Consider the following 26,730-nt stretch of genomic DNA (forward strand, 5'->3'; position numbering starts at 1 on the left):
AAGCGTACGGTCACACCACCCACACGGCCTACGCACATCTGGTCAAGATGCTCCTACGATCGTGGATAGCGCATCAGTTTCGCACTGGTTCGCGTTGAGGGGGAACACCGTGGCGAACGATCCAGGACTCCGCAGGCTGGCGCTGGGCACGCTGCTCGGCGCGTTCCCGGGCGTGCAGGCCCCGGCCTGGGCCGTCGACCTGCTCGGCGAGGGCATGGCCGGCCACCTGCTGTTCGGGTACAACATCGTCGACCGCGACCAGGTCGCCGCGCTGACCGCCCAGCTGCACGCGGCCCGCGACGGCGTGCTCATCGCGATCGACGAGGAGGGCGGCGACGTCACCCGCCTGGCGCACCGGCTCGGCAGCCCGTACCCGGGCAACGCCGCACTCGGCGCGCTGGGCGACCCGGCGATCACCCGCCGCGTGTACCGCACCATCGGCGCCGAGCTCGACCAGCTGGGCCTCAATCTGAACCTGGCGCCCACCGTCGACGTCAACACCGCCGACGACAACCCGATCATCGGCACCCGCAGCTTCGGCGCCGACCCGCACCTGGTCGCGGCGCACACCGCCGCCGCCGTGCTGGGCCTGCAGAGCGCCCGCGTCGCCGCCTGCGCCAAGCACTTCCCCGGCCACGGCGCCACCCTCGCCGACTCGCACCTCGAGCTGCCGACCGTCGACATCACCCTCGACGAGCTGCGCGGCCGCGAGCTGCCACCGTTCGTCGCCGCCGTCGAGGCCGGCGCCAAGTCGATCATGAGCGCGCACATCCGCGTGCCCGCCCTCACCGGCGACGCCCCGGCCACCTTCAGCCGCGCCGTCCTCGTCGACCTGCTGCGCACCGAGCTCGGCTTCACCGGCGTCGTCGTCACCGACGCCCTGGAGATGCTCGGCGCCGCCCGGTTTGCCGGCAGCACCCAGGCGGGCGCCGTCCTCGCCCTCGCCGCCGGCGCCGACCTGCTCTGCATCGGCGCCGAGGTCGACGAGAAGCTGACCCTCGCCTGCGTCGACGAGATCGTCACCGCCGTCCAGGACGGCCGCTTGCCCCTGGCCCGCCTGGAGGAGGCCGTCGCCCGCGTCCAGGCCCTGTCCGACTGGACCCGCCAGGGCGACCGGACCGACCGGGAGGAGCCCGGCCTCGGGTACCCGGCGGCACTCAGCGCCGTCCGCATCGAGGGCTCCGTGGACCGTTCCGACGCCCCGCTGATCGTCCAGCTGGAGTCGGAGTCGTCGATCGCCGCCGGCCGCGTCCCGTGGGGCCTCGGCCCGCACGTCAACGGCACCGAGCAGATCCGCGTCGTGGCCGAGCAGACCGCCGCCGAGGAGCTGCGCGCCAGGGCCGGCGCCCGCCCGATCGTCGTCGTGGGCCGCAACGTCCACCGCCTGCCGGGCGCCCGCACCCTGGTCGACACCCTGGCCGCCGCCCACCCCGTCACCGTCGTCGAGATGGGCTGGCCGTCCTCCTGGCGCCCCGCGCACGCCCGCGCCTTCATCACCACCTGGGGCGCCAGCCACGCCAACGGCCGCGCCGCCGCCGAAACCCTGGGCCTCGCCGCCTGACCCTCCCCCATGATCCGGAAGACCTTGTGTACCTATGACTGCACAAAGTCTTCCGGATCATGGGGAGTGCGGCGGCGGACCGAGCGGCGGACCGGGCAGTCGGGGCGACGGCACGGCTGGAGCCTGCCGTGCCAGCCGCCGGCCTTGAGCGCCCGGGCTACCTGGATCGCGGTCGCGCAGGGCGCCACCACGTCTGCCCAGCCGTAGCGGAGGGTCCGTTGCCCGGCTGAGGCCGTCGCGTTGTCCCGCCGCTGGTCGCGCCGGCGGTGCTCCTCAGGGTGATAGGCCCGGCCGTCGAGTTCGACGACCGTGGCGAATGCCCTGTACTCGACGTCCCGGTACTGCGTCGCGCCGGACTCCCGGCGACGGGCCTGCCGTCGACCGGTGGGCAGGCGGTGCCCTCGCTCCACGTCCTTCAGATACCGCAACTCCAGCACGGAACGAGCGCCTACGGCGGCGTCGTCGACCGTCGCCTCCAGCAGCCGCCGCCAGCGCATCTTCTTGCGACGGCGCAGCGCGGCCGCCAGCCGGTCCGGCGTGGTCAGGCCGCGGCTGCAGGCCGTGGTGAGCCACCCGATCGCCGATGCGAGGCGCCGCTCCTGCTCGGCCAGGTCGAGCACGGTGTCCTCGACACGGGTGCGCCGGAGGGCCGGACCCGGCTGGACCGTGTCGGCGAGCCGGGCCCGGTGATGCACCACCACACCCGCCAACGGCCGGATCCGCCGGTTGCCCGGGATCGTGACATGGACATGGTCGGAGGGGCGGTCGACGAGCCCGACCAGCTCGGCTGCGGTGTCATGGCTCAGCGCCGCGCCCGGCCCTGCCCGCAGCAGCACGGCCCAGAGCACCGTGCGCCGGCTCGGCTCGCCGGTGTACGTCCGGAAGACCCCGTCGAACATCGGGACCCAGCGCCCCGCCGCGACGTGCGAGCGGATCGCGCCCAGGCTGACTCCAGCCGCGCGGGCCTGCTGCCGGGTCACCACCCCGCTCTGCGACTCCAGGAGCTCATCGAGCATCCGCCCAGCCTGTCCAGCTCCGGCCAGACGAGGAAGGTCGACCTCCAGCCTGTGGATAACTTCCCCCGTGATCCGGAAGACCTTGTGCACCTATGACTGCACGAGGTCTTCCGGATCATGGGAGGGGTTAGGCGGCGGAGGCGCGGACCAGGGTGCGGATCTGGCGGAGGAGGACGGAGAGGGCGGCGAGGTCGCCAGGGGACTCGGCGAACTCGCCGATGGCGTTGCGGGTGCGGGCGATCGACGTCGCGTTGCTCTGCTCCCACTCGTCGACCCGGGCCTCCGCGTCGTCGGAGGGGGCGGTGCCGTTGAGGACCTCCGCGGTCAGGGCCGCCAGCGCCGCGTACAGGTCATAGCGCAGCGCCATGCGGGCCAGGGTCTGCCAGCGGTCCTCGCGCGGCAGGCCAGAGATCTTCGACAGCAGGTTGTCGATGCGGAAGCGCTCGGAGAGCACGTAGTAGACCGTCGCCACCTCGTTGACCTCGCGGCCGGTCTGCGAGGCGACCTCCACGATGTCGAGCAGGCCGAACCCGTACATGATGCGGGTGGTCTGCTCGGCCAGGTCCTCGGGCACGCCGAGGTCGCGCAGGCGGGCCGTGTTGGCCGTCAGGACGTCGCGCTCGCGCCCCCGGAAGAGGGTGTCGAGCTCGCCGAGCAGGCGCGAGATGCCGGGGCGCAGCCGGGCGATCTCGCCGGGCACGTCGATCGGCAGGCGCCGGTTGGAGACCAGCCAGCGCACGGCGCGGTCGAGCAGCCGGCGGATCTCCAGGTAGACCTCGGTCTGCGACTCGGTCGGGATCTGGTTGTCGAGATCCTCCACGGCGGCGCGCAGGGCGTTCAGCCCGTACACCTCGCGGATCACGACGGAGGCCCGCAGCACGTCGGCCGAGCCGGCGCCGGTCTCCTCCGAGGCGCGGTGGAAGAAGGACGTGCCGCCCCGGTTGACCGCCTCGTTGACGACGGCGGTGGTGACGATCTCGCGGCGCAGCGGGTGCTCCGCCATCGACTCGACGAAGCGCTCGCGGAGCGCGGTCGGGAAGTAGCCGACGAGCACCTCGTTGGTCCACTCCTCGTCGGGCAGGCCGGAGTCGAGGATCTCGTGCTCGAGCACGATCTTCACGTACGAGAGCATGACGGCGAACTCGGGTGAGGTCAGGCCGACGCCGAGCGCCGCCCTGGAGTCGAGCTCCTCGTCGGTCGGCAGCCCTTCGAGGGCCCGGTCGAGCTGGCCGCGGCGCTCCAGGTCGGCGATGAGCCGCTTGTGGACCGGCAGCAGCGAGCGGGACTGGGCGCGGGCGTTGCCCAGCGCGGTGGCCTGGTCGTAGTTGTCGCGCAGGACCAGCTCGCCGACCTCGTCGGTCATCTGGGCCAGCAGCGGGTTGCGCTCGGCCTGGTCGAGCTCGCCGGCGGCGACCGCGCGGTCGAGCAGGATCTTGATGTTGACCTCGTGGTCGGAGCAGTCGACGCCGGCGGAGTTGTCGATGAAGTCGGTGGCGATGCTGCCGCCGCCGAGCGCGAACTCGATCCGACCCCGCTGGGTCAGGCCGAGGTTGCCGCCCTCGCCGACGACCTTGGCCCGCAGCTCCCGGCCGTTGACCCGCAGGTAGTCGTTGGCCTTGTCGCCGACGTCGGCGTGCGACTCGCCGGTGGCCTTGACGTAGGTGCCGATCCCACCGTTCCAGAACAGGTCGACGGGGGCGGCGAGGATGGCGTGCATCAGCTCGTTGGGCGTCATGGAGGTCAGCGACGGCGGGATGCCCAGCGCCTCCTTCGCCTCCGCGGTGAGCTGGATCGACTTCGCGGTGCGCGGGTAGACCCCGCCGCCGGCGGAGATGATCGACTTGTCGTAGTCGCCCCAGGACGAGCGGGGCAGGTCGAACAGCCGCTGCCGCTCCGCGAACGACGTCGCGGCGTCGGGCGTGGGGTCGATGAAGATGTGCCGGTGGTCGAAGGCCGCGACCAGCCGGATGTGCCGGGACAGCAGCATCCCGTTGCCGAAGACGTCGCCGGACATGTCACCGACGCCGACGACCGTGAAGTCGGTGGTCTGGGTGTCGACGCCGAGCTCGCGGAAGTGCCGCTTGACCGACTCCCAGGCGCCCCGGGCGGTGATGCCCATCTTCTTGTGGTCGTAGCCGGCGGAGCCGCCCGAGGCGAACGCGTCGCCCAGCCAGAACCCGTACTTCACCGAGATCTCGTTGGCGATGTCGGAGAACGTGGCGGTGCCCTTGTCCGCGGCGACCACCAGGTAGGGGTCGTCGGGGTCGTGGCGGACCACGTCGGCCGGGGCCACGACCTTGCCGCCGTCGAGGTTGTCGGTGACGTCGAGCAGGGCCGAGATGAACAGCTGGTAGCAGGCGACGGCCTCGTCGCGGTCGCCCGGGTTCTGCTTCAGGACGAAGCCGCCCTTGGCGCCGGTCGGCACGATGACCGCGTTCTTCACCATCTGGGCCTTGACCAGGCCGAGGATCTCGGTGCGGAAGTCCTCACGCCGGTCGGACCAGCGCAGGCCGCCGCGGGCGACGGAGCCGAAGCGCAGGTGCACACCCTCGAACCTGGGCGAGTACACGAAGATCTCGAACTTCGGCCGCGGCGCCGGCAGGTCGGGGATCGACTGCGGGTCGAGCTTGAACGCCGTGTAGGACTTCGGCCGGCCCGCCTCGCCCCGCTGGAAGAACGACGTGCGCAGCGTCGCCTGGATCAGGGTCAGGAACGAGCGCAGGATGCGGTCCTGGTCGAGGCTGGTCACCTCGTCGAGGTCGGCGTGGATCGCCGAGACCAGCTCCTTGGACTGCACGGCGCGGCTCTCCTCCGACAGCTGCAGCCGCGGGTCGAAGCGGGCCGCGAAGAGCGCCACGAGCTTGGAGGCGATCGCCGGGTACTGCAGCAGCGTGGTCTCCATGTAGTCCTGCGAGAAGACCGTGCCGGCCTGGCGCAGGTACTTGGCGTAGGCGCGGAGGACGACGACCTCGCGCCAGGTGAGGCCGGCCTTGATGACGAGGGTGTTGAAGTTGTCGATCTCGGCCTCGCCGCGCCAGGTGGCGGAGAACGCGTTCTCCAGGTGGGGCCGCACCTCGGCGATCGCCCGCGAGTCGGCGGGCAGCTGCAGGCCGAAGTCGTAGAGGTAGATGGTGCCGTCGGAGCGGACGATCTCGTAGGGCCGCTCGTCGGTGACCCGCACGCCGAGGGAGTGCAGCACCGGCAGCACGGCGGACAGGATCATGGGCTCGCCGTAGCGATACACCTTGAACCGGATGTCGCTCTCGTCCTGGCGGCGCCGGTAGACGTGCATGACGAGCTGGCCCGGCTCGTCGAGCAGCTCCAGCTTCGCGACGTCCTTCACCGCCTCATACGGCGTGTGCTCGTCCTTGTAGGTCTCCGAGATCGCCGTGCCGTAGCGCTGGTAGAGCTCCTTCGCCTGGTGCTCGTCGTCGAGCTTGCGCTCCAGCACGAGCCGGAAGTCGTCGTCCCACAGGCGGGTCGCCTCCGACAGCCGCTCGGTCAGGTCGTCGACGTCGATGTCGCCGGGCGGGTTGCCGGGCTCGGTGCGCACGATGAAGTGGACCCGCGCGAACTTCGACTCGCCGACCCGGGTGGCGTAGTCGACGCCGATGCCGTTGAGCTCGGCGAGCAGGATCTGCTGGATGCGCAGCCGGTTGGCGGTGGTGAACCGGTCCCGGGGCAGGTAGACCAGGCAGGAGATGAACCGGCCGTACGCGTCGCGGCGCAGGAACAGCCGCAGCTGCCGCCGGCCGGCGAGGCGCAGCACGCTCATCGCGGAGCGGTAGAGCTCGTCGGTGGTGATCTGGAACAGCTCGTCGCGCGGGTAGGTCTCCAGCGTCTCCATGAGGTCCTTGCCGGAGTGGGAGCGCGGCGACAGGCCCGAGCGCTCCACCACCTCGGCGACCTTGCGCTTGACCACCGGCAGGTCCTGCACGCTGGTGCGGTACGCCGCGGAGGAGAACAGCCCCAGGAAGCGCTTCTCGCCGGTCACGTTGCCGTCGGCGTCGAAGAGCTTGAAGCCGACGTAGTCCAGATACGCCGAGCGGTGCACGGTCGCCCTGGAGTTGGCCTTGGTGATGATCAGCAGGCGCTTCTCCAGGGCCTTGGCGTAGGCCTCGGCGGTCATGGAGCTCAGCACCCGCGGGTGCGGCTGGTCGGCGCGCAGGATGCCCAGGCCGGTGCCGAGGACGGCCTGCAGCAGGTCCTCGCCGTGCTCGCCCTTCACCAGCTTGTACTGCCGGAAGCCCAGGAACGTGAAGTGGTCGTCGGCGAGCCAGCGCAGCAGCTCCACCGAGTCGGTGATGTCCTTGTCGGGCACCGGCAGCTGCGCGCTGCCGAGCTCGTCGGCGAGCGTGAGCGCCTGGGTGCGCATCTTCGGCCAGTCCTCGACCGCTTCGCGCACGTCGTTGAGCACGCGGGCCAGGTCCGTGCGCACGACCTCGAGGTCTTGCTCGTCGCGGATGCGGTCGATCTCGATGCGGATCCAGCTCTCGACGATGTCGCCGGGGGCGGCGTCCTCGGGCTCCACCCCGCCCCGGATCTCCTCCAGGGCGCCCAGCGGCTGGCGGCGCACCACGACGAGCGGGTGGACGAGCAGGTTGACGTCCAGGTTGCGGGACGACAGCGCGCTGGTGACGGAGTCGACCAGGAACGGCATGTCGTCGGTCACGATCTCCAGCGATGTGCCGCCGGTCACACTGAGCCCGAGGCGGAGCTTCAGCTCGCCGGGCACCCGCTGCTGGGCGAGCTCGAGGTGCGACCGGGTGGCCGCCACCATCTTCGCCACCTGGCAGCTGGCCAGCTCCTCGTCGGGGACGAGTCGCCAGTAGTGCGCGACGAGTGTGGGATCGGTGTCCTGCGCTGCTGCCAGGACCACCGCCTCGGCGACGAGGTGCTCAGCGTTGGGCACTGGCTGCTCTAACTCGTCGTCCTCGATCGTTGGCTCGGCGACCGCAGTGCGCACCGTTGCCGTGGGCCGGTTCATCGGTCTGTTCTCCCCTCACCCACGACGCTGTGGGTTGTCCCGAACAGCGTAAGACGTACCCCCGACAATTCTGATCGGCCCAGCGTCGGTTAGCCGATCGACCAGTACGCCCCATACCAATTGTCCAACTTTTCCGATCTTGGGGCGTGCGGATCGTGGCTTTCATGACGCAGAATCGCCCCCATGGCCGTTTCATTTCGTCGCATGATCGCCCTCCTCGCCGGGCTGGCGATGCTCGGCGCCCTGCCCGCCTGCTCCAGCAAGCCGCCGGACGACGCGCTGAAGACGTTCCTCGCGGCGTGGGAGAAGGGCAACATCGCCGGGATGAAGTTCGTGGGCACGGACGGCAAAGCGCTCAGCGGTGACGCGGCGCAGAAGCTGTGGACCACCGTCGCCGGCGACCTCGCCGCCACCCCGCCCAAGCTGACCATCAAGGGTGCGCCCGCGGTCAAGAAGGACGAGGCCAGCGCCGTCGTGACGGTGAAGTGGCCGGTCGTCGACTCGACCTGGGAGTACGACACCACCGTCCAGGCCAGGCGCGTCGACAAGCAGTGGACCGTGGTCTGGGGCGCCAAGACCATCAACCCGGAGCTGGAGCCCACCGACAAGCTGACCGTGAAGAAGTCGGCCGGTCCGCGCGGCAGCATCCTCGACGGCTCCGGCCAGCCGATCGTGAGCAGCAAGCCCGTGGTCATCATCGGCGTCCAGCCACGCTCCGTCACCGACATCAACATCGTGACGAAGAACCTCACCGACGCGTTCGCCGCCGCCAAGGTACAGGTCGACCTGTCGACCCTGCCCAACAAGGTGAAGAACGCCAAGCCCGACGCGTTCGTCGAGGTCGTGACGCTGCGCAAGGAGGTCTACGACACGATCTCCAACAGGCTCAACTCCACGCCGGGCATCGTCACCCGCAACTCGACGCAGACCCTGGGGCCCTCGGCGCAGTTCGCCCGCGCGCTGATCGGCACGTCCGGCGAGGTGACCAAGGAGATCATGGACAAGAACCCGGGCAAGTACAAAGTCGGCGACGTCGTCGGACTGTCCGGGATCCAGCAGAAGTACGACACGGCGCTGCAGGGCAAGGCCGGCGTCTCCGTCATCGTCCCGATGCCGACCGGCACCCCGGACAAGAAGCTCTTCACCACCGAAGCGGCGCCCGGGGCCGCGATCAAGCTCACCCTCGACGTCAACATGCAGAACGCGGCCGAGGCGGCCCTCGCCCTCGACACCCGCCGGTCCGCCCTCGTCGCGATCCGCATCAGCGACAACTCGATCGTCGCGGTCGCCAACGGACCCGGCGCGGCCGGCAACAACTTCGCGCTCGTCGGGCAGACCCCGCCCGGCTCGACGTTCAAGACGATCACCGCGCTCGGCGTGCTCAACAAGGGCACGACCGGCGAGACGGTGGTCCCGTGCCCGAAGACCCTCACCGTCGACGGCCGCACGTTCAAGAACTCCCACGACATGGAGCTCGGCAACGTGCCGCTGCGGACCGACTTCGCGAAGTCGTGCAACACCGCATTCGCGTCGCTCGCCCCGCAGCTCGCCCCCGACGGCCTCGCGCAGACCGCGCAAAGCGTCGGCATCGGCATCCCGTGGGACCTCGGCGTCGACGTCTTCACCGGCAAGGTCTCCGCGAACGGCTCCAAGTCCGAGCAGGCCGCGGCCGCGTTCGGGCAGGGCACCACGCTGTCCTCGCCGGTCGCGCTGGCCGGCGCGGCCGCCGCGATCGCCCGCGGCCAGTGGAAGCAGCCGCAGCTCGTGCTCGACCCCGCGCCGAAGAACCCCGCACAGGACGGCCCGCAGCTCAGCCAGGCCGCGCTGGACCCGCTGCGGCAGATGATGCGCGAGGTCGTCACCGTCGGCACCGCCGACCAGCTCAAGAACCTGCCCGGCGACCTGCGGGGCAAGACCGGCACCGCGGAGTACGACAACGACCCCGCCCACACGCACTCGTGGTTCATGGGGTACCGCGGCGACATCGCCTTCTGCGTCTTCGTGGAGAACGGTGGCGCGAGCACCGCGGCGGCCGTCCCGATCGCCGGGAAGTTCTTCCAGACCATCGGCTGACACCCGACCGGCCCCACTCGCCTCTGCGGGTGGGGCCGCGTCGTGTCAATGCTGCTTTGGTGTCGGTTCTTCCTCGGGTGTACGAGCGGCAGGCACCACATCGGTCAGCGGCCCTTCGGGCCCCTCGACGGGCGTCCTGGACTGCGCCGGCACGAACGGCACGACGGCGCCGTGGCCGGCGGGCGCGGCGGCGTCCTTGGGCTGGTCGGCGCGCCGGGCGAGCCGCCCCGACGCGGGCGGCGCGGAGATCGGCGCGAGGGTCAGGGCCAGCCGGGGAGCCCGGCGCCCCTTGCGCCCCGGACGCCCGAACGGCAGCGCACCGCCCTGCTCAGCCGGCTCCTCGGCGGGCTGCTCGACGGGCTCGCCCACGACCTCTGTGGCCTCTGTGACCTCGACGACCTCCGCCGCCTCGGCCGCACCGCCGACAGCCACCCAGCCGCCGTCCACCTCGCCGGGCGCCGCCTCGGCATCCACGTCGATCGGCTTCCGGGTGGTGATCCCGATCACGGCGCCGCGACTGTACGCCGGAAGCAACGGCGCGTCGGCCTTCCCCTCCTCCGCGCGCCCGGCCCTCCGGCTCGCGGCCAGGTCGACCACCGCCCCGGTCCGCACGTCCACCCAGCCGAGGGGCGGCAGCTCGACCCCGACCGTCGCGGTGTCGCCGGGCTCCGGGGAGGCCGGCTCCAACCCCGCGGCATCCAACGGCTCGCCGTTCTCATCCAAGCGGACGAACTTGATCGGGGGGAGGAGCCCGGCTTCCGGCCCCAACTCCAGGTCCGACTCCGGCTCGAACTGCAGCTCCGGCCCGAACTCCACGTCCGGCTCGGGCTCCGGCTCGGCGGCTGGCGCGGGCTCCGGCTCTGCGTCGGACTCGAACTCCGGCTCCGCCCCGTCCTCGGCGACGTCGTGGGGCAGCGCGGCGCCGACCGGTTCGACATCCAGGTCCGGCTCCTGGTCCAGGTCCGGCTCCAGGTCCGGCTCCAGGTCCACGTCCGGCTCCGGATCCGGCGCCAGGTCCAGGTCCGGCTCCGGGGCGGCGGGCGGCGGCGGGGTGGGGAGTGCCGGGGTGAGCGGGTCCGCGTGCAGCGGCGGGGCCGACACCACCGGGGTGAGGTCGGTGGCGGCCAGGGCCGACGACGTGACGAGGGGCTCCAGGCCGGCGACGAGGACGTCGGTGACCTCGCGGGCGTACTGGCCGTCCGGGTCGTAGTCCGGGTCGAAGACGGTGACCTGCACGCCCACGCAGCGCGGGTCGGAGACCAGGCCGCTGAGCAGGATCTCCAGCTCCCGGTAGGCGATCCCGCCCACGTCGGGCGCGTCGACGGCCGGCATCACCGCCGGGTCCAGGACGTCGACGTCGACGTGCACCCAGAAGCCCGCGCAGTCGCGCAGCTGGTCGCGGGCCCACTGGGCGGAGCGGGCCGCGCCGTGCGAGCGCAGCTCCGGCACCGCCCGGGCGACGATCCCCGCGGCCTGCAGATCCAGGCGGTACTCGTCGTGGGTGCGGATGCCCAGCAGGACGACGTCAACGTCGCGGAAGTACGGCCGGCGCTGCTCGATCGAGGCGAGGTTGCTCTGCCCTCGGCCGGTCGCCAGAGCGAGCGCCTCACCCGCGGCGGCGCCGACGTAGGAGGCGTTGCCCTCGTGGCGGAAGTCGGAGTGGCCGTCGACGTAGACCAGGCCGATCCGGCCGGCGAGGTCCGCGGAGTGCCGCCGCATCGCCAGCCCCGCGCCGAGCAGGATCGAGCAGTCGCCGCCGAGGACGACCGGGAAGTCGCCGGAGGCGAGGACGGCGCCGATCCGGTCGGCCAGCCGGCGGACGAAGACGGCGATCTCGTCGGCCTGCGCGACGCCGTCGCCCGGCTGCCAGCCGGCCGGGTCGTACCGCGACGGGGTGATGCACCCCGCGTCGCGGGCGCCCAGCCGGGCCAGCAGGCCGCTGTCGCGCAGCGCTCCGGGAGCTTTCGCGCAGCCGGGGACCGAGGTTGCGGTCGGTGGCCGCAACCCCAGGTTGCTCGGTGCGTCGACGACGGCGATCCGGCGCATCCCGCCCCGGCTCAGAACAGCGCGCTCGCCAGCGCCCGGCGGGCTTTGGCGACCGCGGGGTCGTCGGGCCCCGCGACGGTGAACAGCGAGACGAGGTGCTTGCGCACCGTCTCGCGGTCGTCGCCGGGGGTGCGGCGGACAAGGTCGATGAGGCGCTTGTAGGCCAGGTCGGCCTGGCCGGTGAGCACCTCGATGTCGGCGGCGAGCAGCTGGGAGGGGATGTCCTCACCCGCCGCCGCCAGGACCGCCGCCGGGTCGAGCCCGGAGGTGCGGCGCAGCAGGGCGACCTGGGCCAGGCCGGACTCGGCGATCGGGTCGGCCGGGGTGTCGGCGAGGATGGCGCGGTAGGCCCCCTCGGCACCGTCGAGGTCGCCGTCCATGAGGGCGTCGTCCGCGGCGAGCAGGCGCGGGTCGTCGCCGCGCTGGACCTCGATGCCGGCGGCCTTGAGCACCGCGTCGATCCACTGGCGGAGGTGGGTCTCGGGCAGCATCTGGTTGAACGCGTCGACGGGCTGCCCGCCGACGATCGCGACGACGAACGGGATGCCCTGGATGCGGAACATCTGGGCGAGCCGCGGGTTGGCCTCGATGTCGACGCGGCCGAGCAGCCAGGTGCCCTCACCTTCGGCGGCGAGCTTCTCCAGCAGCGGGGAGAACTGCTGGTGCGGCTGGCTGCCGGCGACGTAGAAGTCCAGGACGACCGGGGTCGTGACCGAACGCTGCAGGGCGGCGTCCTGGAAATTGGCCTCGGTGACGTCGAACACGAACGCCGAGCTCGGCGCGGCGGAGGGTTGGGCAGATCGCTGCGCCGCGGCCTGATTGCTCCGGGCCAGGGCACCGAGGTCCACCGCCCCGCGGGTGAAGATCGACTGGGTCTGCCTTGGGTCGCTCATGGAGCTAGTTTTGCACGTGCCCCAAGTGGTCCGCCGCAAGTGACCGGTCGGATCCCCCCGCCACCAGTGTGACGGCGCCGTCGATGTGCTCCACGGTGAAGAGGGTGCCGGGCGGGAAGTCGCCGAGGACCTCCGGCGGCAGCTGGACGGTGCCGTCCCCGGCGACGACGGCGAAGTCCTGCCCGTCGCGGCCTTCGGCGCCGACGCGGCCGTCGCGGATTGTGACGGCGCGGCCGAGGCGGGTGCCCACGTCACCATCGTGGGTGACGACGACGATGGTCGTGTTGCGCTCCTGGTTGACGGTCTCCAGAGCCTCGAGGACCTCGTCGCGGCCGGCGGTGTCGAGCTGGCTGGTGGGCTCGTCGACGAGCAGGAGGCCGGGCCCGGCGGCGATGCCGACGGCGAGCGCCGCGCGCTGGCGGGCGCCGGGCGCGAGCTCGTCGATGCGGGCGCGGCCGAGGCCGGGCAGGCCGACGAGGTCCAGGATGCGGTCCGGGTCGTCGAGCTTGATGCCCTCGGTGCGGGCCGCGCGGCGCTGGGCGAGCCAGATGTTGCGGTGCAGCGTCGCGTAGGGCAGCAGGTTGCGGGCGGCGCCCTGCAGCACCACGCCGATCTCGGTGCCGCGGAGGCGGGCGATCTCGCCGTCGGAGAGCTTGCCCATGTCGTACGTGCCGATGTTGACCCTGCCGGCGGAGGGCCGCATGAGCCCGGCGAGCAGCGCGATCAGCGTCGACTTGCCGGAGCCGGACGGCCCGACGAGGGCGAGGGTCTCCCCCGGCCCGATCGACAGGTCGACGCCGGCGAGGGCCACGACGTCGCCCGCCTCGGCCCGGTAGATGTGCACGACCCGCCGGCAGGCCACCGCCAACCCGTTCATGAGCAGTCCCCTTATCGCTGTCTGGTCGCGGCACGGAGCCGGGCGCCGGCGAGGAGCGCCACGCCGGCGAGGATGAGCACGGCCGCCGCCCAGGCGACGACGACCGGAAGTGGCGACGGCCAGACCGGCACCGGGAAGGTGCCGGGGTCGTCGGTGAACACCGGAAGATGTTCGCGCACCAGCAGCCAGCTTGCCAGAGCGGCGAACGGCCCGATGACCGCCGCGGTGCCGACCAGCGTCAGGTAGCCGTTGGCGGACGCGTCGCGGCGGGCGACGCCCTGCGCCCGCAGCGCCCGCAGCTCGCCGCGGCGGCGCTGCCGGTCCAGGGCGGTGACGAGCCAGAGCGCGCCGCCGGCCAGGACGACGGCGAGGCCGGCGGCGAGCTCGTGGAAGCGCAGCGCGACGGCCGGCCCCTGCTCGTCGAGGGCGTCCCGCAGCGGGCCGATGCGCTGGTCCTTCATCACCTTCAGGCCCTGCGCCTGCACCCGGTCGAGGACGTCGGCCGGGGCGTTGGCGTTGAGCCAGACCTGCGGGGTGATGGTGTCGACGGGCTCGGTGGAGAGCCGCTCGGCGTAGTCGAGGTCGACGATGCCGCCACGCGAGCCGAGGCGGGGCACCTGGACGACCTCGCCGGCGACCTGCACGGCGGTCTGGGATCCGTCGAAGGTCGCCATGTGGTCGCCCATGCCCGCGGTGCGGGCCATGACGACCGGCATCGGCGACGGCACGTCCGCCGGCATGAGCCGGTAGGCGACGTCGGCGCCCTTGTAGTTGGCCACCTCCAGGCGCAGCCCGCCGTCGGCGAGGGACACCTGCGGCACGAGCAGCTTGGGGCCGGGGGTCTCCGGGACCCGCCACTCGTCGGCCTGGCTGAAGTCGGTGACGGTCTGGCCGCGCTGGGCCATGGAGTGCAGGGTGATCGTGGCGTCGAAGCCGCGGTCCTCCGGCTGGTCGATGCGCAGCGCGGCGAGGCGGCACTTGTTGACGCACATCGGGAGGTTCTTGACGTACGTGTGGCGCCCGAGCTGCGGCGCGCCGAAGTCGACGGCGCCGGCGGCGCCCCCGTCCAGGGGCACCACGGCCAGGATGAACCTGACCCGGAACGCGTCGGCGAGCTTGTCGACGGTGATGTCGAGGCTCACGTCCTTGTTGTCCAGGATGACGCTCTCCCGCGGGACGTCGGGGCGCAGCACGGCGGCGGCCTCGGCGGCGGTGAGGTGGGCGTCGTTCCACAGCGCGACCTTGGCGAGGCGGGCGGAGTCGACGGCGAGCACCGGCGGGACCGCCGAGTCCTCCGACTGCGGCAGCATCGCCGCCGCCATCGCGAAGTCGCCGGCCGGGTCCAGCGCCCGGACCTTCGTGAGCAGCTCGGTGCGGCTGACGGGCTCGACGGTGAGGACCCGGTCGGCGCCCTGCTCGACCCTGATCCGCAGGTCACGGTTGTCGTCGGAGGCGGTCGCCGCGGTCGCCGCGAAGCAGGCCAGGGCGATCGCGACCACGAACAGGGCGAGGATGCGCTGGCTGCCGGGGCGGCGGGCCATCGCGTACGCGGCGAGGGTCGGGCCGATCCTGCCGCGGCGCAGGGCGCGCCGGCCGCTGCGTTCGGCGAGGGGCAGCACGCCGCGGGCCGCGAGCAGGCCCGCCGCGATGACGACCAGTGAGGGGCCGAACGTCGCGAAGCCGGTCAGGCCGTTGTCGCCCTCGCGCAGCTGCAGCACGGCGACGACGGCGAGCACCACCACCGCGACCTCGAAGACCGGGGCGCCCCAGCGCGACAGCCGGCTCGGCACGTTGCGCAGCAGGTCGATGGTCTTCTTGGCCAGCTCTGCCCGCTGGGCGAGCACCGCCGCGAACAGGGCGCCGACGAGCGCGACGAGCGCCCACGCGCTGGCCCCCTCGGCCAGCGGCACGTCGCCGCTGGCGCCCAGCAGCAGCCAGGCGGCGAGCCGGACGAGGTAGTTGCCGGCGACGAAGCCGGCGGCGGCGCCGAACAGGATCGGCACGATGCTCTCGCCGGCGGCGAGCCACCAGCGGCGCGGGAAGGTGACCCCGCGCAGGGCCATCAGGCCGAGCTCGAGCCGGCGTTCGGCGGTCGCGGACGCGACGGCGACGAAGAGCACGAACCAGCACAGCAGCACGAGCGGCACCGCGGCGACCGGCACGACCTGGGCGACCAGGCCGCGGTCGCGCTCGATCCTGGTCAGCAGGTGCGGCAGGTCCGCCTTGACCGTCGGCGACCCGGACAGCCCCTGCAGCTGGGACCGGCCGCTCTCGACAGCGCCGTTGACCGCGGCGAGGCTCTCGCCGGTGATCGCGTCGTGGTCGATGACGACGTCGAGGGCCTGCCGCTCGGTCAGGCGCTCGATCGACTCCAGCGAGAGCCGGCTGGCGAAGATCGGTGCGGTGACGCGCCGGGCGGACTCCCGGCTGTCGAAGTAGCCGAAGTCGGCCCAGTACTGCTCGGTCACGTCGATCGGCTCGTACGCGCCGACGACCGACATGGCCGTGGGCTTGCCGGACGGCACCCACTCCTGGCCCTCGGCGTCGAACGTGGACCAGTCGACGTCCAGCACCGTCCCGATGCCGACCTTGAGCAGGTCGAGCGTCGGCTTGCTGAGGATGATCTCGCTCGGGCTGATGAAGCAGCGACCCTCGACGATCCGCACGTGCTCGCAGGTGCCGTCGCGGTACACGAACCGGGGCGCGACCGGCTCGACGCCGGGCACGGGGCCGGTCACGTACGTGTTGGTCTCGGCGCTGAACACGGTCGAGAACCCGGGGAAGACGAAGACCTTGGGCGCGAGGTCCTCGAAGGCGCGGTCACCGGCCTTCGTCTCCCGACGGGCCTGCACGACCAGCTCGTTGACGGGCGCGGCGGCGACCTCGCTCGCCACCACCGCCCGGTCGGCGGTGGTGATGTAGACCGGCGCGCTCACCGCGGCCGCCATGGCGAACATGGCCATCACGAACGCGGTCACGGCCTGCCCCGGCCGCGCCCTGATCATCGACAGCACAAGCCCGATCACGCCGCCACCTCCGCTTCGCTCCGGCGTCGGCCTGATCCAGACACTGCGCCCATGGTTCGCGACCCTCCGCTGCACTCCGGCTCGCTCACGGAGTGCTCCATCCGTCGGCGAAGTAGGGCAGGACGTCACCGATGTACGTGCGGATGAGCACGACGAGCAGCAATCCGGTGAGGAGGGAGGCGCCGACGAGGATCAGGTAGCCCTCGACGGCGACGCGCTGCACGAGCCGGGCCGGTGCGCCCTGGTTGCGCAGCGCGCTGAGCTCCGCGGACCGCGGCCGGCGCTCGACCGCGGCGACGACGGTGGCCGAGCCGATCGCCAGCGCGACCCCGACGATCGCCGACAGCAGCATGAACTGCAGGGTCAGCGGCGGGCCGAAGGACGCGTAGCGGGCGGCGGTGCCGTCGATCGTCTCCTCGCCCTGCACGATCAGCCCCTGCGCCTCGAGCCGCTGCACGACGTCGCGCGGCGCGTCGGGGGCGAGCCAGACCTGCATCGACTCGCCGGCGCCGAAGTCGGCGCCGAGTCGGTCGGCGTATTCGAGGTCGACGAGCACGCCCTGGTCGCCGATGCGCGGCAGCCGGGTCGCGGAGCCGGCGATCCGCTCGGAGATGGACGCCGAGCCGTACGTGACCCGCTGGTCGCCGGCGATGCGCTGCTGGAGCCGCTTGGCCCGGATGGAGGCGATCGGCGCCGGCGTGTCGATCGGGTAGACGCCGGGGTCGGTCGCCGGACCGGGCTTGATCGGCGCCACCCGCAGCAGCAGCCCGGCGGCGGCCGGCGCGACGATCAGGTTGGGCGGCGCCGGCGAGACGGACAGCCGCCATCGGGTCCGGTCGCTCAGGGTCTCCTTGCCGAGCACGGGCGACCCGGCCGACAGGCCGCGGACGGTGACCTCGACGCCCGGGCGGGCGGCGAAGAACACCTTCTGGTCGAGGGTGCTCTGGGTGATCGCCAGCGAGCTCAGCCGGCAGCCCGGCGCCTTGGCGCAGGCGGGCACCTGGGCCTTCAGCGTCGCGGGGCCGGCCACGAGCGGGCCGACCCTGGCGACCAGCCGGGCGCCGGCCGGGTCGGCGAGCACGGCCTCGAAGAAGAGCGTCCGGCCCCGCTCTGGCGCGGTCATGGCCACGTCCAGGTCGAACGTCAGCTCCCCGCCGGTGACCATGACGGGGTCGGGCGCCTTCGGGTGCAGGATGGCCGCGGCCTGCTCGGCGGTCATCCCGTATTCGGGGCGCCAGGCCGCCACGGCCGGCAGCCGCGGGCTGTCCACGAGCAGGACCCGGTCCTGGGCGGAGCGCAGCGACTGCACGACCGCCATCGCCTCTTTGCCGGACGGGTCGGCGGCGCGGACCCCGCGGAGCAGGGCGAGCCGGTTCTCGGCGCGGACGATGAGCACGCGGTCGGCGCCGACCTCCAGCTCGGCCCGGTCGCGCCCGGCATCGACGCCCGCGATCCAGGTGATGTACGAGGTGCCGAGCAGCGCGACCGTGACGATCATGAGCGCGGCGAGCCGGTGGACGCCGGGCCGGCGCGCCAGGTAGATGGCGGTGAGCGCGCGGGCCGGGCGGCCGTGCCGCAGCGCGCCCTCGACCATCCGCCCGGCGATCGCCGTGATCGCGCGGGACGCGACCAGGGCACAGGCGAGGGCGGCGAGGCCGGGCGCCAGCAACGCGAGCCCCGCGGCGTCCCCGGAGGCGCGGTGCTTCACCTGGTACACGGCGATCCCGGCGACGATGACCAGCACCAGGTCGAACAGGTCCCGCCAGGCGCGGGCCCGGCCCGGGGCCTGGCGCAGCAGCTCGGCGACGGTCGAGCCGAGCGCGCGGCGCTCCGCGAGCAGCGCGGCCAGCAGCGCGCCGACGACGGCGACGACCACCGCGCCGACGGACAGCGACGCGGCCTGCGAGACGACCGCTGGCTCCTGGATCGCGCCGGTGACGGCGGTGGCCACCAGATACCCCAGTGGCAGCCCGATCAGCGCCCCGGCGATCATCGGCACCGCGCTCTGCCCGCCGACGAGGGCCCAGGTGCGGCCGCGGGTGGCGCCGCGCAGCTTGACCAGGCCGACGTCGGGGCGGCGCTCCTCACCGGTGTACTTGACCGCCAGGTAGAGGGCGAACCAGCAGAGCAGGAGCAGCTGGAACGCGCCGACGGGGACGCCGAGGCTGAGCAGCTGCCGGTCCCGCTCGACCCGGTCGGCTGTGACGGAGAGGCTGGTGTACATGCTGAGCCGGTTGTTGGCCGCCTTGACCGTCGCCGCGGCGAGGAACGCGCGGACCTCCGACGGGGTGTTCTCGACGAAGAGCTTCGGCTCGGCGACCATGTCGACGACGAAGCGCACCTTGTCCGGCTGGAGCTTGTCGAACACGGCCGGGCCGGCGAGGACCGCGTCGTCGACCGGCTCCGTGATCTCCGGCGGCGCGCCGGCGGGCAGGTCGACCGCGATCAGCTGGGCGTTGCTGCTCCAGAACGGGTCGGCCGGGTCGACCGGACGGTAGATCCCGGTGACGGTGAACTGCTGCGCGCCGAGGACGCTGGTCGCCTCGTAGTTGATCGGGTCGCCGGGCTTGACGCCCAGCCAGTGGGCGGTGCGGTAGCTGAGCATCACCTCGCCCGCGCCGGTGGCGCACCGGCCCTCGATGGTGGCCTGGTCGCACGCGCCGGTGCGCAGCATGAGCGGCGAGTCGGTCTCGCGCTTCACGCCGAGGGCGCTGCCGCCGTCCTGCGGCGCGGCGGAGAGCAGCGAACCCGTCAGGTAGGCCCCGGTGTAGGTGGTGAACCCGCCCAGCTCCACGACCGACTGCGTCAGCTGCGCGTTGGCCTCCAGGTGCGCCGCGACGGAGCCGCCCTCGATCTTCCCCTCACCGACGGTCTCGAGGGACCGCTCGGTGATCGGCGCCGACTCGACGTGACGGGTCGCGATGCGCTCCGTGGACGCGAGGACATACCAGGGCGCGGCCGCCGCGGCGGCCGCGGCGAGCGTGCTCAGCAGGAGCAGCGTCAGCGCCTGTGTCCGCCTGGCCCGCAACGCTGCGAGCACGAGTGCCAGCAAGGCCCCTCCCCCGTCGGTCAAGGTCGTTCGTAAGAAGACCAACCGGGAGAGGGGCCGGTTGCATTGCGATTAGGTAACTGCCAGCTCAGAACCGCGCGGGCTCGCGGTAGATGCCCCATTCGTCCTTGAGCGCCCCGCAGATCTCGCCGAGGGTCGCCTCGGCACGGCACGCGTCCAGCATCGCCGGGATCATGTTCCCGCCGGTGCGAGCCGCCGCCACCATCTCCTGGATCCGCCGCTCCACGAGGGCGTTGTCCCGCTCGGCCCGGCGGGCGCCGAGGAGCTTGTTCTGCTCGGTCTCGACCTCGTGCGAGACCCGCAGGATGTCCAGGTCCCGGGTCAGCGAGCCGGTGTGCACGTTGACGCCGACGACCCGCTTGTCGCCCTTCTCGAGGGCCTGCTGGTAGACGAAGGCGCTGTCGGCGATCTCCGACATGAACCAGCCGTCCTCGATGCCGCGCAGGATGCCGGCGGTGATGGTGCCGTCGCCGCCCATGTCGCGGATGCGCTGGAAGATCGCCTCCGCCTCGGCCTCGATGCGGTCGGTCAGCGCCTCGACATACCAGGAGCCGCCGAGCGGGTCGGCGACGTTGGTGATGCCGGTCTCCTCCATCAGCACCTGCTGGGTGCGCAGGGCGATCTCGGCGGCCTCGTCGGTGGGCAGCGCCAGGGTCTCGTCCAGCGCGTTGGTGTGCAGCGACTGGGTGCCGCCGAGGACCGCGCTGAGCGCCTCGACCGCCGTGCGCACGACGTTGTTGTACGGCTGCTGGGCGGTCAGCGAGACCCCCGCCGTCTGCGTGTGGAACTTGAGCCACAGGGCCTTCTCGCTGGTGGCGCCGTACACGTCGCGCAGCCAGCGGGCCCAGATCCGCCTGGCCGCACGGAACTTCGCGATCTCCTCGAAGAAGTCGATGTGCGCGTCGAAGAAGAAGCTCAGCCCGGGGGCGAACCTGTTGACGTCCAGCCCCCGGGACTGGCCGAGCTCCACGTATCCGAAGCCGTCGGCGAGGGTGTACGCCAGCTCCTGCGCGGCCGTCGAGCCGGCCTCACGGATGTGGTAGCCGGAGACGGACAGCGGCTTGTAGCGCGGGATCTCCTTGCCGCAGAACTCCATCAGGTCGCCGATGAGGCGCAGGTGCGGCTCGGGCGGGAAGAGCCACTCCTTCTGCGCGATGTACTCCTTGAAGATGTCGGTCTGCAGGGTGCCGTCGAGGACGCCGAGGTCGGCGCCCTGCCGCTCGGCCGCCACCAGGTACATGCAGAAGACGGGCACCGCCGGCCCGGAGATGGTCATGCTGGTGGTGACGTCGGCGAGGGGGATGCCGTCGAAGAGCACGTCCATGTCGGCGGCGGAGTCGATCGCGACCCCGCAGTGGCCGACCTCGCCGAGCGACTGCGGGTCGTCGGAGTCGCGCCCCATCAGCGTCGGCATGTCGAAGGCGACGGAGAGCCCGCCACCGCCCGCGCCGAGCAGCATCTTGTAGCGGGCGTTGGTCTGCTGCGCGTTGCCGAAGCCGGAGAACTGCCGGATGGTCCACGTGCGGCCGCGATACCCCGTGGGGTGCAGCCCGCGCGTGTACGGATACTCACCGGGCCAGCCGATGCGCTCGAAGCCGGGCACGTCGGCACCCTCCGGCGGCCCGTAGACCGGGTCGACCCGGGTCCCGGACAGGGTGGTGAAGTCGGCGTCGCGCTTGCGGGCCTCGTCGTAGCGGCGCTGCCAGCGGGCGCGGCCCTCGGCGATGTCGTGGGCGTCCATGGGGTGTCGGCGCTCCTCGAGAAACTCGGCGTGATCGGGTTGTCCGTCTCACCGTCGATGGTATGCGCTCCCTGAACGATCGCTAAGGAGGGTGGGACAACTCCCACCCTCCGTTCACGACGACGTTACGCGGCGGAGGCGGCCTCCGACTCCGGAAGCGTGTCGCTCACGTGGACGTCGTCCACGACGATGTCGACGGAGGTGACCTCGAGCCCGAGCAGGTTCTCGATCGCGCCGATGACGTTGGCGCGGACCTTCTCGGCGACGGAGTAGAGCACGAAGCCGTACTCGATCACGAGCGTGACCCGCACGGCGGCGCTGCGGCCCTCCAGGCGGACGTGCACGCCACGGTTGCCGTTCTCCCGCTCCTCGCCGTCGCCGAGGCCGATGCGGTCGCGGACCGAGGCGAAGACCCGGGCGACGTCGCCGCCGAGGTCGTACACGCCGGCGACCTCACGGGTGGCGATGCCGGCGATCTTCTCGACCACCTCGTCGGCGATGGTCGTGGTGCCCCGCTCGGCGGTGAGCTCGGCGGAGTTGCGCAGCCGGTCGACGACGTGCGAGGCGATCCGCCCCGACGCGGCGGCGGTCGTGGTGGCGAGCTCACCGACCCGGTCGGCGGTGGTGGTGGCGAACTCGCCGACCCGGTCGGCGGCGTCGGACGCGAAGGCGCTGACCCGCTCGCCGGCGGAGGCGGTGGTGCCCGCCACCGACCCCGGAGCCGCCGGCTCGATGGAGAGCGCGTCGCCGGTCATGTCGGGATCGTCCACGTCATTGCGCTGCGCGGGGATGCCCGCGGTCACCTCGGTCATTGCTGCTCCTCCCCTGGGTCCGTCGGCCGAGCGCGAGCGTACTCGCGCCCGGCGAACGCAGGCAGAGGCCTAACGGACCAGTTGGGCAACTCCGTCGGACAGGTGGAGCTCGCGGTCGCAGGCGGCCGCGGCCTCCGGGTCGTGGGTGGCGAAGACGACCGCCGCGCCGCGGCGGGCCTCCTCCTGGAGGAGCTCCATGACCTTCTGCCGGTTGGTGGAGTCCAGCTCGCTGGTCACCTCGTCGGCGAGCACCACGGCGCCGTGCAGGGCCAGGCCCCGGGCGATCGCGGTGCGCTGCTGCTGGCCGCCGGAGAGCTCCTCGACCAGCTGGTCGGCCTGGCTGCCGAGGCCGAGGCGCTCCAGCGACGCCACGGTCGCCCGCCGGGCGTCGGCCGGTGCCGCACCGCCGGCGATCATCGCCACCTGGATGTTCTCCTGCGCGGTGAGGATCGCGGCGAGGCCGTTGTCCTGCGGGATCAGCACGACCTTCTCGGCCACGGCGTGGTCGCGGTCGCGCAGCGGCGTGCTGTCGACGGCCACCGTCCCGGCCGCCGGCTTCAGCAGCCCGGCCATCGCCCACAGCAGCGTCGTCTTGCCGGCCCCGGACGGCCCGGTCACGGCCAGGATCTGCCCCGGTGAGACGACCACGGACACGTCGCGCAGCACGGGGTGGTCGCGCTCGTACGCGACCGTGACACCGTCGACCGTCAACGTCTTCACTGCATGTCCTCCAACAACGTGTGAGACCGGGCGGGCACCAGCAGCACCGTGCCGTCGGGCTGCGGCTCCACCCCGACCAGGGTGCCGGGCGGCAGCATGCGCAGCACCTCCTGCGGCAGGTGCACCGTACCGTCGCGACCGACCACCGCGTAGTCCTCTCCGCGCCGTCCCTCGGCGCCGACCCGCCCGTCGCGGATCGTGACGGTGCGGCCCATCCGCAGGCCGACGTCCGGGTCGTGCGTCACGACGACGACGGTCGTGCCGGCCCGGCGGACCGCGTCCAGGGCGAGGAGCACCTCGTCGCGGGCGTGGGTGTCGAGCTGGCTGGTCGGCTCGTCGGCGAGCAGCAGTCCCGGCCGGGCGGCCAGCCCGACGGCGAGCGCCAACCGTTGACGCTCACCAGGAGAGAGTCGCTGCGGCAGCTGCCGGTTGCGTCCCCGCCCGCTGAGGCCGACCATCGCGAGCACCTCGCGGGGATCGGCCAGCTGTCGCCGCCGGTCACCGGGGACGCCGCGCTGGGCGAAGCGCACGTTCTGCTCCGCGGTCAGGTACGGCAGCAGGTTGCGCGACGCGCCCTGCAGCACGACGCCGACGTCGGTGGCCCGCAGCTGCTGCAGCTCGGCGGGCGTGGCGCGGGCGAGGTCGTGCTCGCCGACGCTGACCCGGCCCGCCGACGGCGGCAGGAGCCCGGCGAGCAGCGACAGCAGGGTCGACTTGCCCGACCCGGACGGCCCGAGCAGCGCGACCGACTCCCCGGCGGAGATGTCGAGGTCGACCCCCGACAACGCCACGACGTCGTAGCCCTCGAGCCGGTAGATGTAGACCAGCCCACGGCAGGTCACAGAGAGCCCGCTCATGCCGCACCGTCCCGCAGTCGTTCGGGCGTGGCGCGACCCATCAGCCGCAGCGCCATCAGTACCGCGGCCGCCAACGCCAACACGATGGCGGCGACGGCAACGGGCAGGGCGCCCATGCCGAGCTCCCACGTGATCGGCGACGCGACCCCGACGGTCACGAGCGGGATCCCCGGCAGCATCACCATCGCGCCGAGCAGTCCGGCGCCGAGACCGACGACGAGCGGGACGCCGAGCAGCGCCCGGTACTCCCGGAACACCGCCCTGCGCAGCTGCCCCGACCGCACCCCGGCGACCCGCAGCGCGGCGAGCTCGTAGAGGCGGGCGCGGACCCCGACGTAGGCGGTCAGGAGCACCACCCCGATCGCGAGGAGGATCGCGACCCCGCCGGCCAGCAGGTAGAGCCACAGCCCGAGCGCCGGCGCGCGGCGGGCGAGCTGCTCCAGCTGCCCGTCGATCGTCTCCGTCCGCAGCACCTGCACCCCGGCGGACGCGAGCCGCCGGTCGAGGTCCGCGGGCGCGGCCGAGGAGGCCCACACCTCGTAGCGCAGGGTCGCGTTGTCGGCGAGGCTCGCGCCGCGCTCGGCCATCCGCGTCGCGTAGTCGAGGTCGAACAGCACCCCGCGCCGGCCGGCCCTGGGCAGGCTGCCGGCGTGCGCCGCGACCGTGAACGGCTGCGGCTGGTCGGAGAAGCCGGGCAGCTTGAACGTCGCCGCGGCCGCGTCGTCGGTGGGCGCGCCACCGGCGAGGACGGCGGGCAGCGCCTCCGGGGTGTCGAAGTGCTCGACGACGGCGTCGGAGGGGTCGCTGCCGGAGACGTCGACGCCGAGCGCCACGCCCGTCCGGACGCCGACCTGCGCGGCGCCCGGTCGGGGCCGCCAGCGGCCGGGGAGGTCGAAGCCGGGCGCGAGGGGAGCGCCGTCGCTGCTCAGCTCGCGGACGGCCACGCTGACGGCGAAGGGCTCGCTGCCACCGGCCGCGCGGCCGATCGCGAGGCCGACGAGCCGGCAGCCGCTGCCGCAGCCGGGGAGGCTCGCATGATACGAACGGGTCCCCTTCGCCAGCCCGCCGAGCCCGATGGTGCGGGGCGGCTGGCCGGGTGCGGCGACGACCGCGGCGACCCGCAGCGCCGGCCTCGCCGGCAGCGTGTCGACGGAGATCTCCGCGGCGACGTCCTTGCCGAGCCGCAGCGGCGCGGCGACGTCCGGGTGCAGCCGCGCGGCGATGTCGCTGACGTCGGCGCGGGAGTGCCCGCGCCACACCGCGACCTCCGCCAGCCGGCCGGACTGCACCCCGAGCAGCTCGACGGGGGCGTTGTCGAAGCGCTGGCTGGCCCGCACGACGGCCATCGAGTGCCCGCCCGGGTCGGCCTTGTCGACCGCGGCCTCCAGCGCCGACGGGTGGTCGGCGGCGACGGTGAAGACCCGCTGCGCGCCGACGGTGTCGTCGGCGGTGTCGCGGCGGGCCCGCCCGGCCGCGTCCCACGCGGTCGCGGCGAAGGTCAGCAGCGCCACCGCGACCGTCACCACGACCACGAGCCGCCGGCCGCCGGGGCGGCGGGACAGCTGCGCGGCCGACAGCAGCGGCACGATCCGGCCGCGGCGGCGGGCGATCCGCAGCCGCGTCTGCGACCACAGGCCGAGCAGCCGGGCCGCGGCGACGCCGACGACGACCGCGAGCAGCGGCGGCGCCAGCAGCGCCAGGGGCGAGCCGCGGTCGTTGGCGGCGGCGGCGAGGCTGGCCGCGGCGAGCGCGACGACAACGCCGTCCGCAATGCCGGCCCGCCAGCCGCCCCGCTCCGGCACGCGCCGTAGCAGGCCGAGGATCGGCCGGGCGAGGGTCTGCCGGCCGGCGAGCACCGCGGCGGCGATCCCGGCGGCCAGGGCGAGACCGGCGCCGGCGAACACCGGCCAGCGCACCTCGACCCCGACCCCCTCGGCCAGCAGCGCCCCGGCGGCGACCTGCACGAGCAGCAGCCCGGCGGCGATCCCGGCGGGGACCGCGGCGACGATCAGCAGCAGCACCTCGCCGAGGCCGAACCTGGTGGCCCGTCCGGACGGGTAGCCGCGCAGCTTCGCCAGGGCGATCTCCGGCGCGCGCTCCTCGGTCAGCGAGGCGACGAGCAGGAACAGCACGAACCAGCACAGCAGCAGCAGGGGCACCGCGATGACCGGCGCCGTCCGTCCGATGCTGGCCTGGTCGGCGTCGATGTCGCGCAGGACCGCCGGGAGGGTGGTGGTCAGCTCCAGCTCCTCGCCGCGCAGCCGGTCACCCAGGGTCTGGATGCCGTCGCGGAGCCCGGCGACGTCGTCGAGCCTGACCCGGTCGGCGCGCAGCGGGTACTCCAGGCGGGTCGCGAGCGTCGCGGTGCGCTCCAGCCGCAGGTCGTCCTCGGTCATCGAGAACAGGGCGTCGGCCGTGCTGTCGCTGGCGCTGAAGTAGGAGGTGCGGCCCCAGTACGCGGCGTCGGCGTCGGTCGGGGTGTAGAGGCCGCTGATCGTGAACGTCTTGTCGTGCCCGCCGGTCGCCGGCCCGAGGCGGACGGTGAGGTGGTCACCGGTCTTCAGGTCCCGGGCGGCGGCGGTGCGCTTGCTGACCACGATCTGGCCCGGGTCGTCCGGGCAGGCGCCGTCGATCGTCAGGTGGTAGCAGGCGTTGTCGCGGTACGCGAGCTTGGCGTTGGTGTCCCCGAACGAGACCTCGGTGTCGATGGCCGCCACCGGCAGGTCGAGCCGGTCGGCGAGCAGTTGGTCCTTGGCGAGCGCGGTGTTCATGGCCAGCCGGATCTCGGCGAGGTCCTTGAACGCGGCGCTGTCTGCGGTGCCCTTTGCCCCGGCGGTCAGCCCGGTCGCGTCGGTGGACGCGGCGGACAGGCCGTCGGTGAGCACGGACTGCTGCGCGGCACGGCTATACGCGGGTGCGAGCACGGCCGCCGTGGTCGCCGTCACGGCGAGGAGGAAGACCACGAACGACCGGCCGGCCCGGTACCTGATGCCACGCAGCATGACGGTCCAGGCCGTCAAGATGTGCCCCCTGTGCTGGTCGAGCTGAAGG

Annotated in this window: 13 protein-coding genes and 1 pseudogene; 2 read left to right on the forward strand and 12 right to left on the reverse strand. The window is 73.0% G+C overall.

Features of this window, described 5'->3' with window-relative positions; genetic code table 11:
- The first annotated feature begins 109 nt into the window (after positions 1-109).
- Complete coding sequence (locus tag AB0J72_RS04220) at positions 110-1,561, forward strand: glycoside hydrolase family 3 N-terminal domain-containing protein (RefSeq protein WP_363394261.1); 1,452 nt, start codon at positions 110-112, stop codon at positions 1,559-1,561.
- Positions 1,562-1,593: 32 nt separating this feature from the next.
- Here the strand turns inward: AB0J72_RS04220 and AB0J72_RS04225 are convergent, their stop codons facing one another.
- On the reverse strand, positions 1,594-2,577 hold the full coding sequence (locus AB0J72_RS04225; protein WP_363394263.1) for a type IV toxin-antitoxin system AbiEi family antitoxin domain-containing protein: 984 nt from the start codon (positions 2,575-2,577) through the stop codon (positions 1,594-1,596).
- A 127-nt stretch (positions 2,578-2,704) separates the two neighbouring features.
- Positions 2,705-7,564 carry an NAD-glutamate dehydrogenase gene (locus tag AB0J72_RS04230; protein WP_363394265.1) on the reverse strand — a complete coding sequence of 1,620 codons (4,860 nt, stop codon included), beginning with the start codon at positions 7,562-7,564 and terminating at the stop codon, positions 2,705-2,707.
- 183 nt (positions 7,565-7,747) lie between these two features.
- Between AB0J72_RS04230 and AB0J72_RS04235 the strand changes: the two genes are divergently transcribed.
- A complete protein-coding gene (locus AB0J72_RS04235; protein WP_363394267.1) occupies positions 7,748-9,637 on the forward strand; it encodes a penicillin-binding transpeptidase domain-containing protein in 1,890 nt (629 codons plus the stop codon).
- 1,029 nt (positions 9,638-10,666) lie between these two features.
- Here the strand turns inward: AB0J72_RS04235 and AB0J72_RS04240 are convergent.
- The 10 genes and pseudogenes from AB0J72_RS04240 to AB0J72_RS04285 all read right to left on the reverse strand — a co-directional run.
- Positions 10,667-11,683, reverse strand: a pseudogene (locus AB0J72_RS04240) (arginase family protein); the annotation flags it as partial.
- An 11-nt stretch (positions 11,684-11,694) separates the two neighbouring features.
- Complete coding sequence (locus AB0J72_RS04245) at positions 11,695-12,576, reverse strand: tetratricopeptide repeat protein (RefSeq protein ID WP_363394269.1); 882 nt, start codon at positions 12,574-12,576, stop codon at positions 11,695-11,697.
- A gap of 4 nt (positions 12,577-12,580) precedes the next feature.
- A complete protein-coding gene (locus tag AB0J72_RS04250; RefSeq protein WP_052387520.1) occupies positions 12,581-13,453 on the reverse strand; it encodes an ATP-binding cassette domain-containing protein in 873 nt (290 codons plus the stop codon).
- An 11-nt stretch (positions 13,454-13,464) separates the two neighbouring features.
- Complete coding sequence (locus AB0J72_RS04255; RefSeq protein WP_363394271.1) at positions 13,465-16,479, reverse strand: FtsX-like permease family protein; 3,015 nt, start codon at positions 16,477-16,479, stop codon at positions 13,465-13,467.
- Positions 16,480-16,564: 85 nt separating this feature from the next.
- A complete protein-coding gene (locus AB0J72_RS04260) occupies positions 16,565-19,531 on the reverse strand; it encodes an FtsX-like permease family protein (protein WP_363394273.1) in 2,967 nt (988 codons plus the stop codon).
- Between the two features lie 85 nt (positions 19,532-19,616).
- A complete protein-coding gene (locus AB0J72_RS04265) occupies positions 19,617-21,290 on the reverse strand; it encodes a methylmalonyl-CoA mutase family protein (RefSeq protein ID WP_363394275.1) in 1,674 nt (557 codons plus the stop codon).
- Positions 21,291-21,415: 125 nt separating this feature from the next.
- Complete coding sequence (locus AB0J72_RS04270; protein ID WP_363394277.1) at positions 21,416-22,102, reverse strand: Asp23/Gls24 family envelope stress response protein; 687 nt, start codon at positions 22,100-22,102, stop codon at positions 21,416-21,418.
- A gap of 69 nt (positions 22,103-22,171) precedes the next feature.
- Positions 22,172-22,822, reverse strand: coding sequence for an ATP-binding cassette domain-containing protein (locus tag AB0J72_RS04275; protein WP_363394279.1), 651 nt, complete (start codon positions 22,820-22,822; stop codon positions 22,172-22,174).
- Positions 22,819-23,679: an ATP-binding cassette domain-containing protein gene (locus tag AB0J72_RS04280; protein WP_363394281.1), complete on the reverse strand. Its 861-nt coding sequence runs from the start codon at positions 23,677-23,679 to the stop codon at positions 22,819-22,821. Before AB0J72_RS04280 ends, AB0J72_RS04275 begins: the two co-directional genes overlap by 4 nt.
- Positions 23,676-26,699, reverse strand: coding sequence for an FtsX-like permease family protein (locus AB0J72_RS04285; protein ID WP_363394283.1), 3,024 nt, complete (start codon positions 26,697-26,699; stop codon positions 23,676-23,678). The genes AB0J72_RS04280 and AB0J72_RS04285 overlap by 4 nt, the downstream gene beginning before the upstream one ends.
- Positions 26,700-26,730 lie beyond the last annotated feature (31 nt).

The sequence above is a fragment of the Dactylosporangium sp. NPDC049742 genome (genome assembly GCF_040674675.1).
Classification (GTDB): domain Bacteria; phylum Actinomycetota; class Actinomycetes; order Mycobacteriales; family Micromonosporaceae; genus Dactylosporangium; species Dactylosporangium maewongense.

What these genes read in the sequence shown, in the direction of transcription:
- AB0J72_RS04225 (WP_363394263.1), bottom strand. Translation starts at nt 2,577, where the DNA reads ATGCTCGATGAGCTCCTGGAGTCGCAGAGCGGGGTGGTGACCCGGCAG.
- AB0J72_RS04230 (WP_363394265.1), bottom strand. Translation starts at nt 7,564, where the DNA reads ATGAACCGGCCCACGGCAACGGTGCGCACTGCGGTCGCCGAGCCAACG.
- AB0J72_RS04235 (WP_363394267.1), top strand. Translation starts at nt 7,748, where the DNA reads ATGGCCGTTTCATTTCGTCGCATGATCGCCCTCCTCGCCGGGCTGGCG.
- AB0J72_RS04245 (WP_363394269.1), bottom strand. Translation starts at nt 12,576, where the DNA reads ATGAGCGACCCAAGGCAGACCCAGTCGATCTTCACCCGCGGGGCGGTG.
- AB0J72_RS04250 (WP_052387520.1), bottom strand. Translation starts at nt 13,453, where the DNA reads ATGAACGGGTTGGCGGTGGCCTGCCGGCGGGTCGTGCACATCTACCGG.
- AB0J72_RS04265 (WP_363394275.1), bottom strand. Translation starts at nt 21,290, where the DNA reads ATGGACGCCCACGACATCGCCGAGGGCCGCGCCCGCTGGCAGCGCCGC.
- AB0J72_RS04270 (WP_363394277.1), bottom strand. Translation starts at nt 22,102, where the DNA reads ATGACCGAGGTGACCGCGGGCATCCCCGCGCAGCGCAATGACGTGGAC.
- AB0J72_RS04280 (WP_363394281.1), bottom strand. Translation starts at nt 23,679, where the DNA reads ATGAGCGGGCTCTCTGTGACCTGCCGTGGGCTGGTCTACATCTACCGG.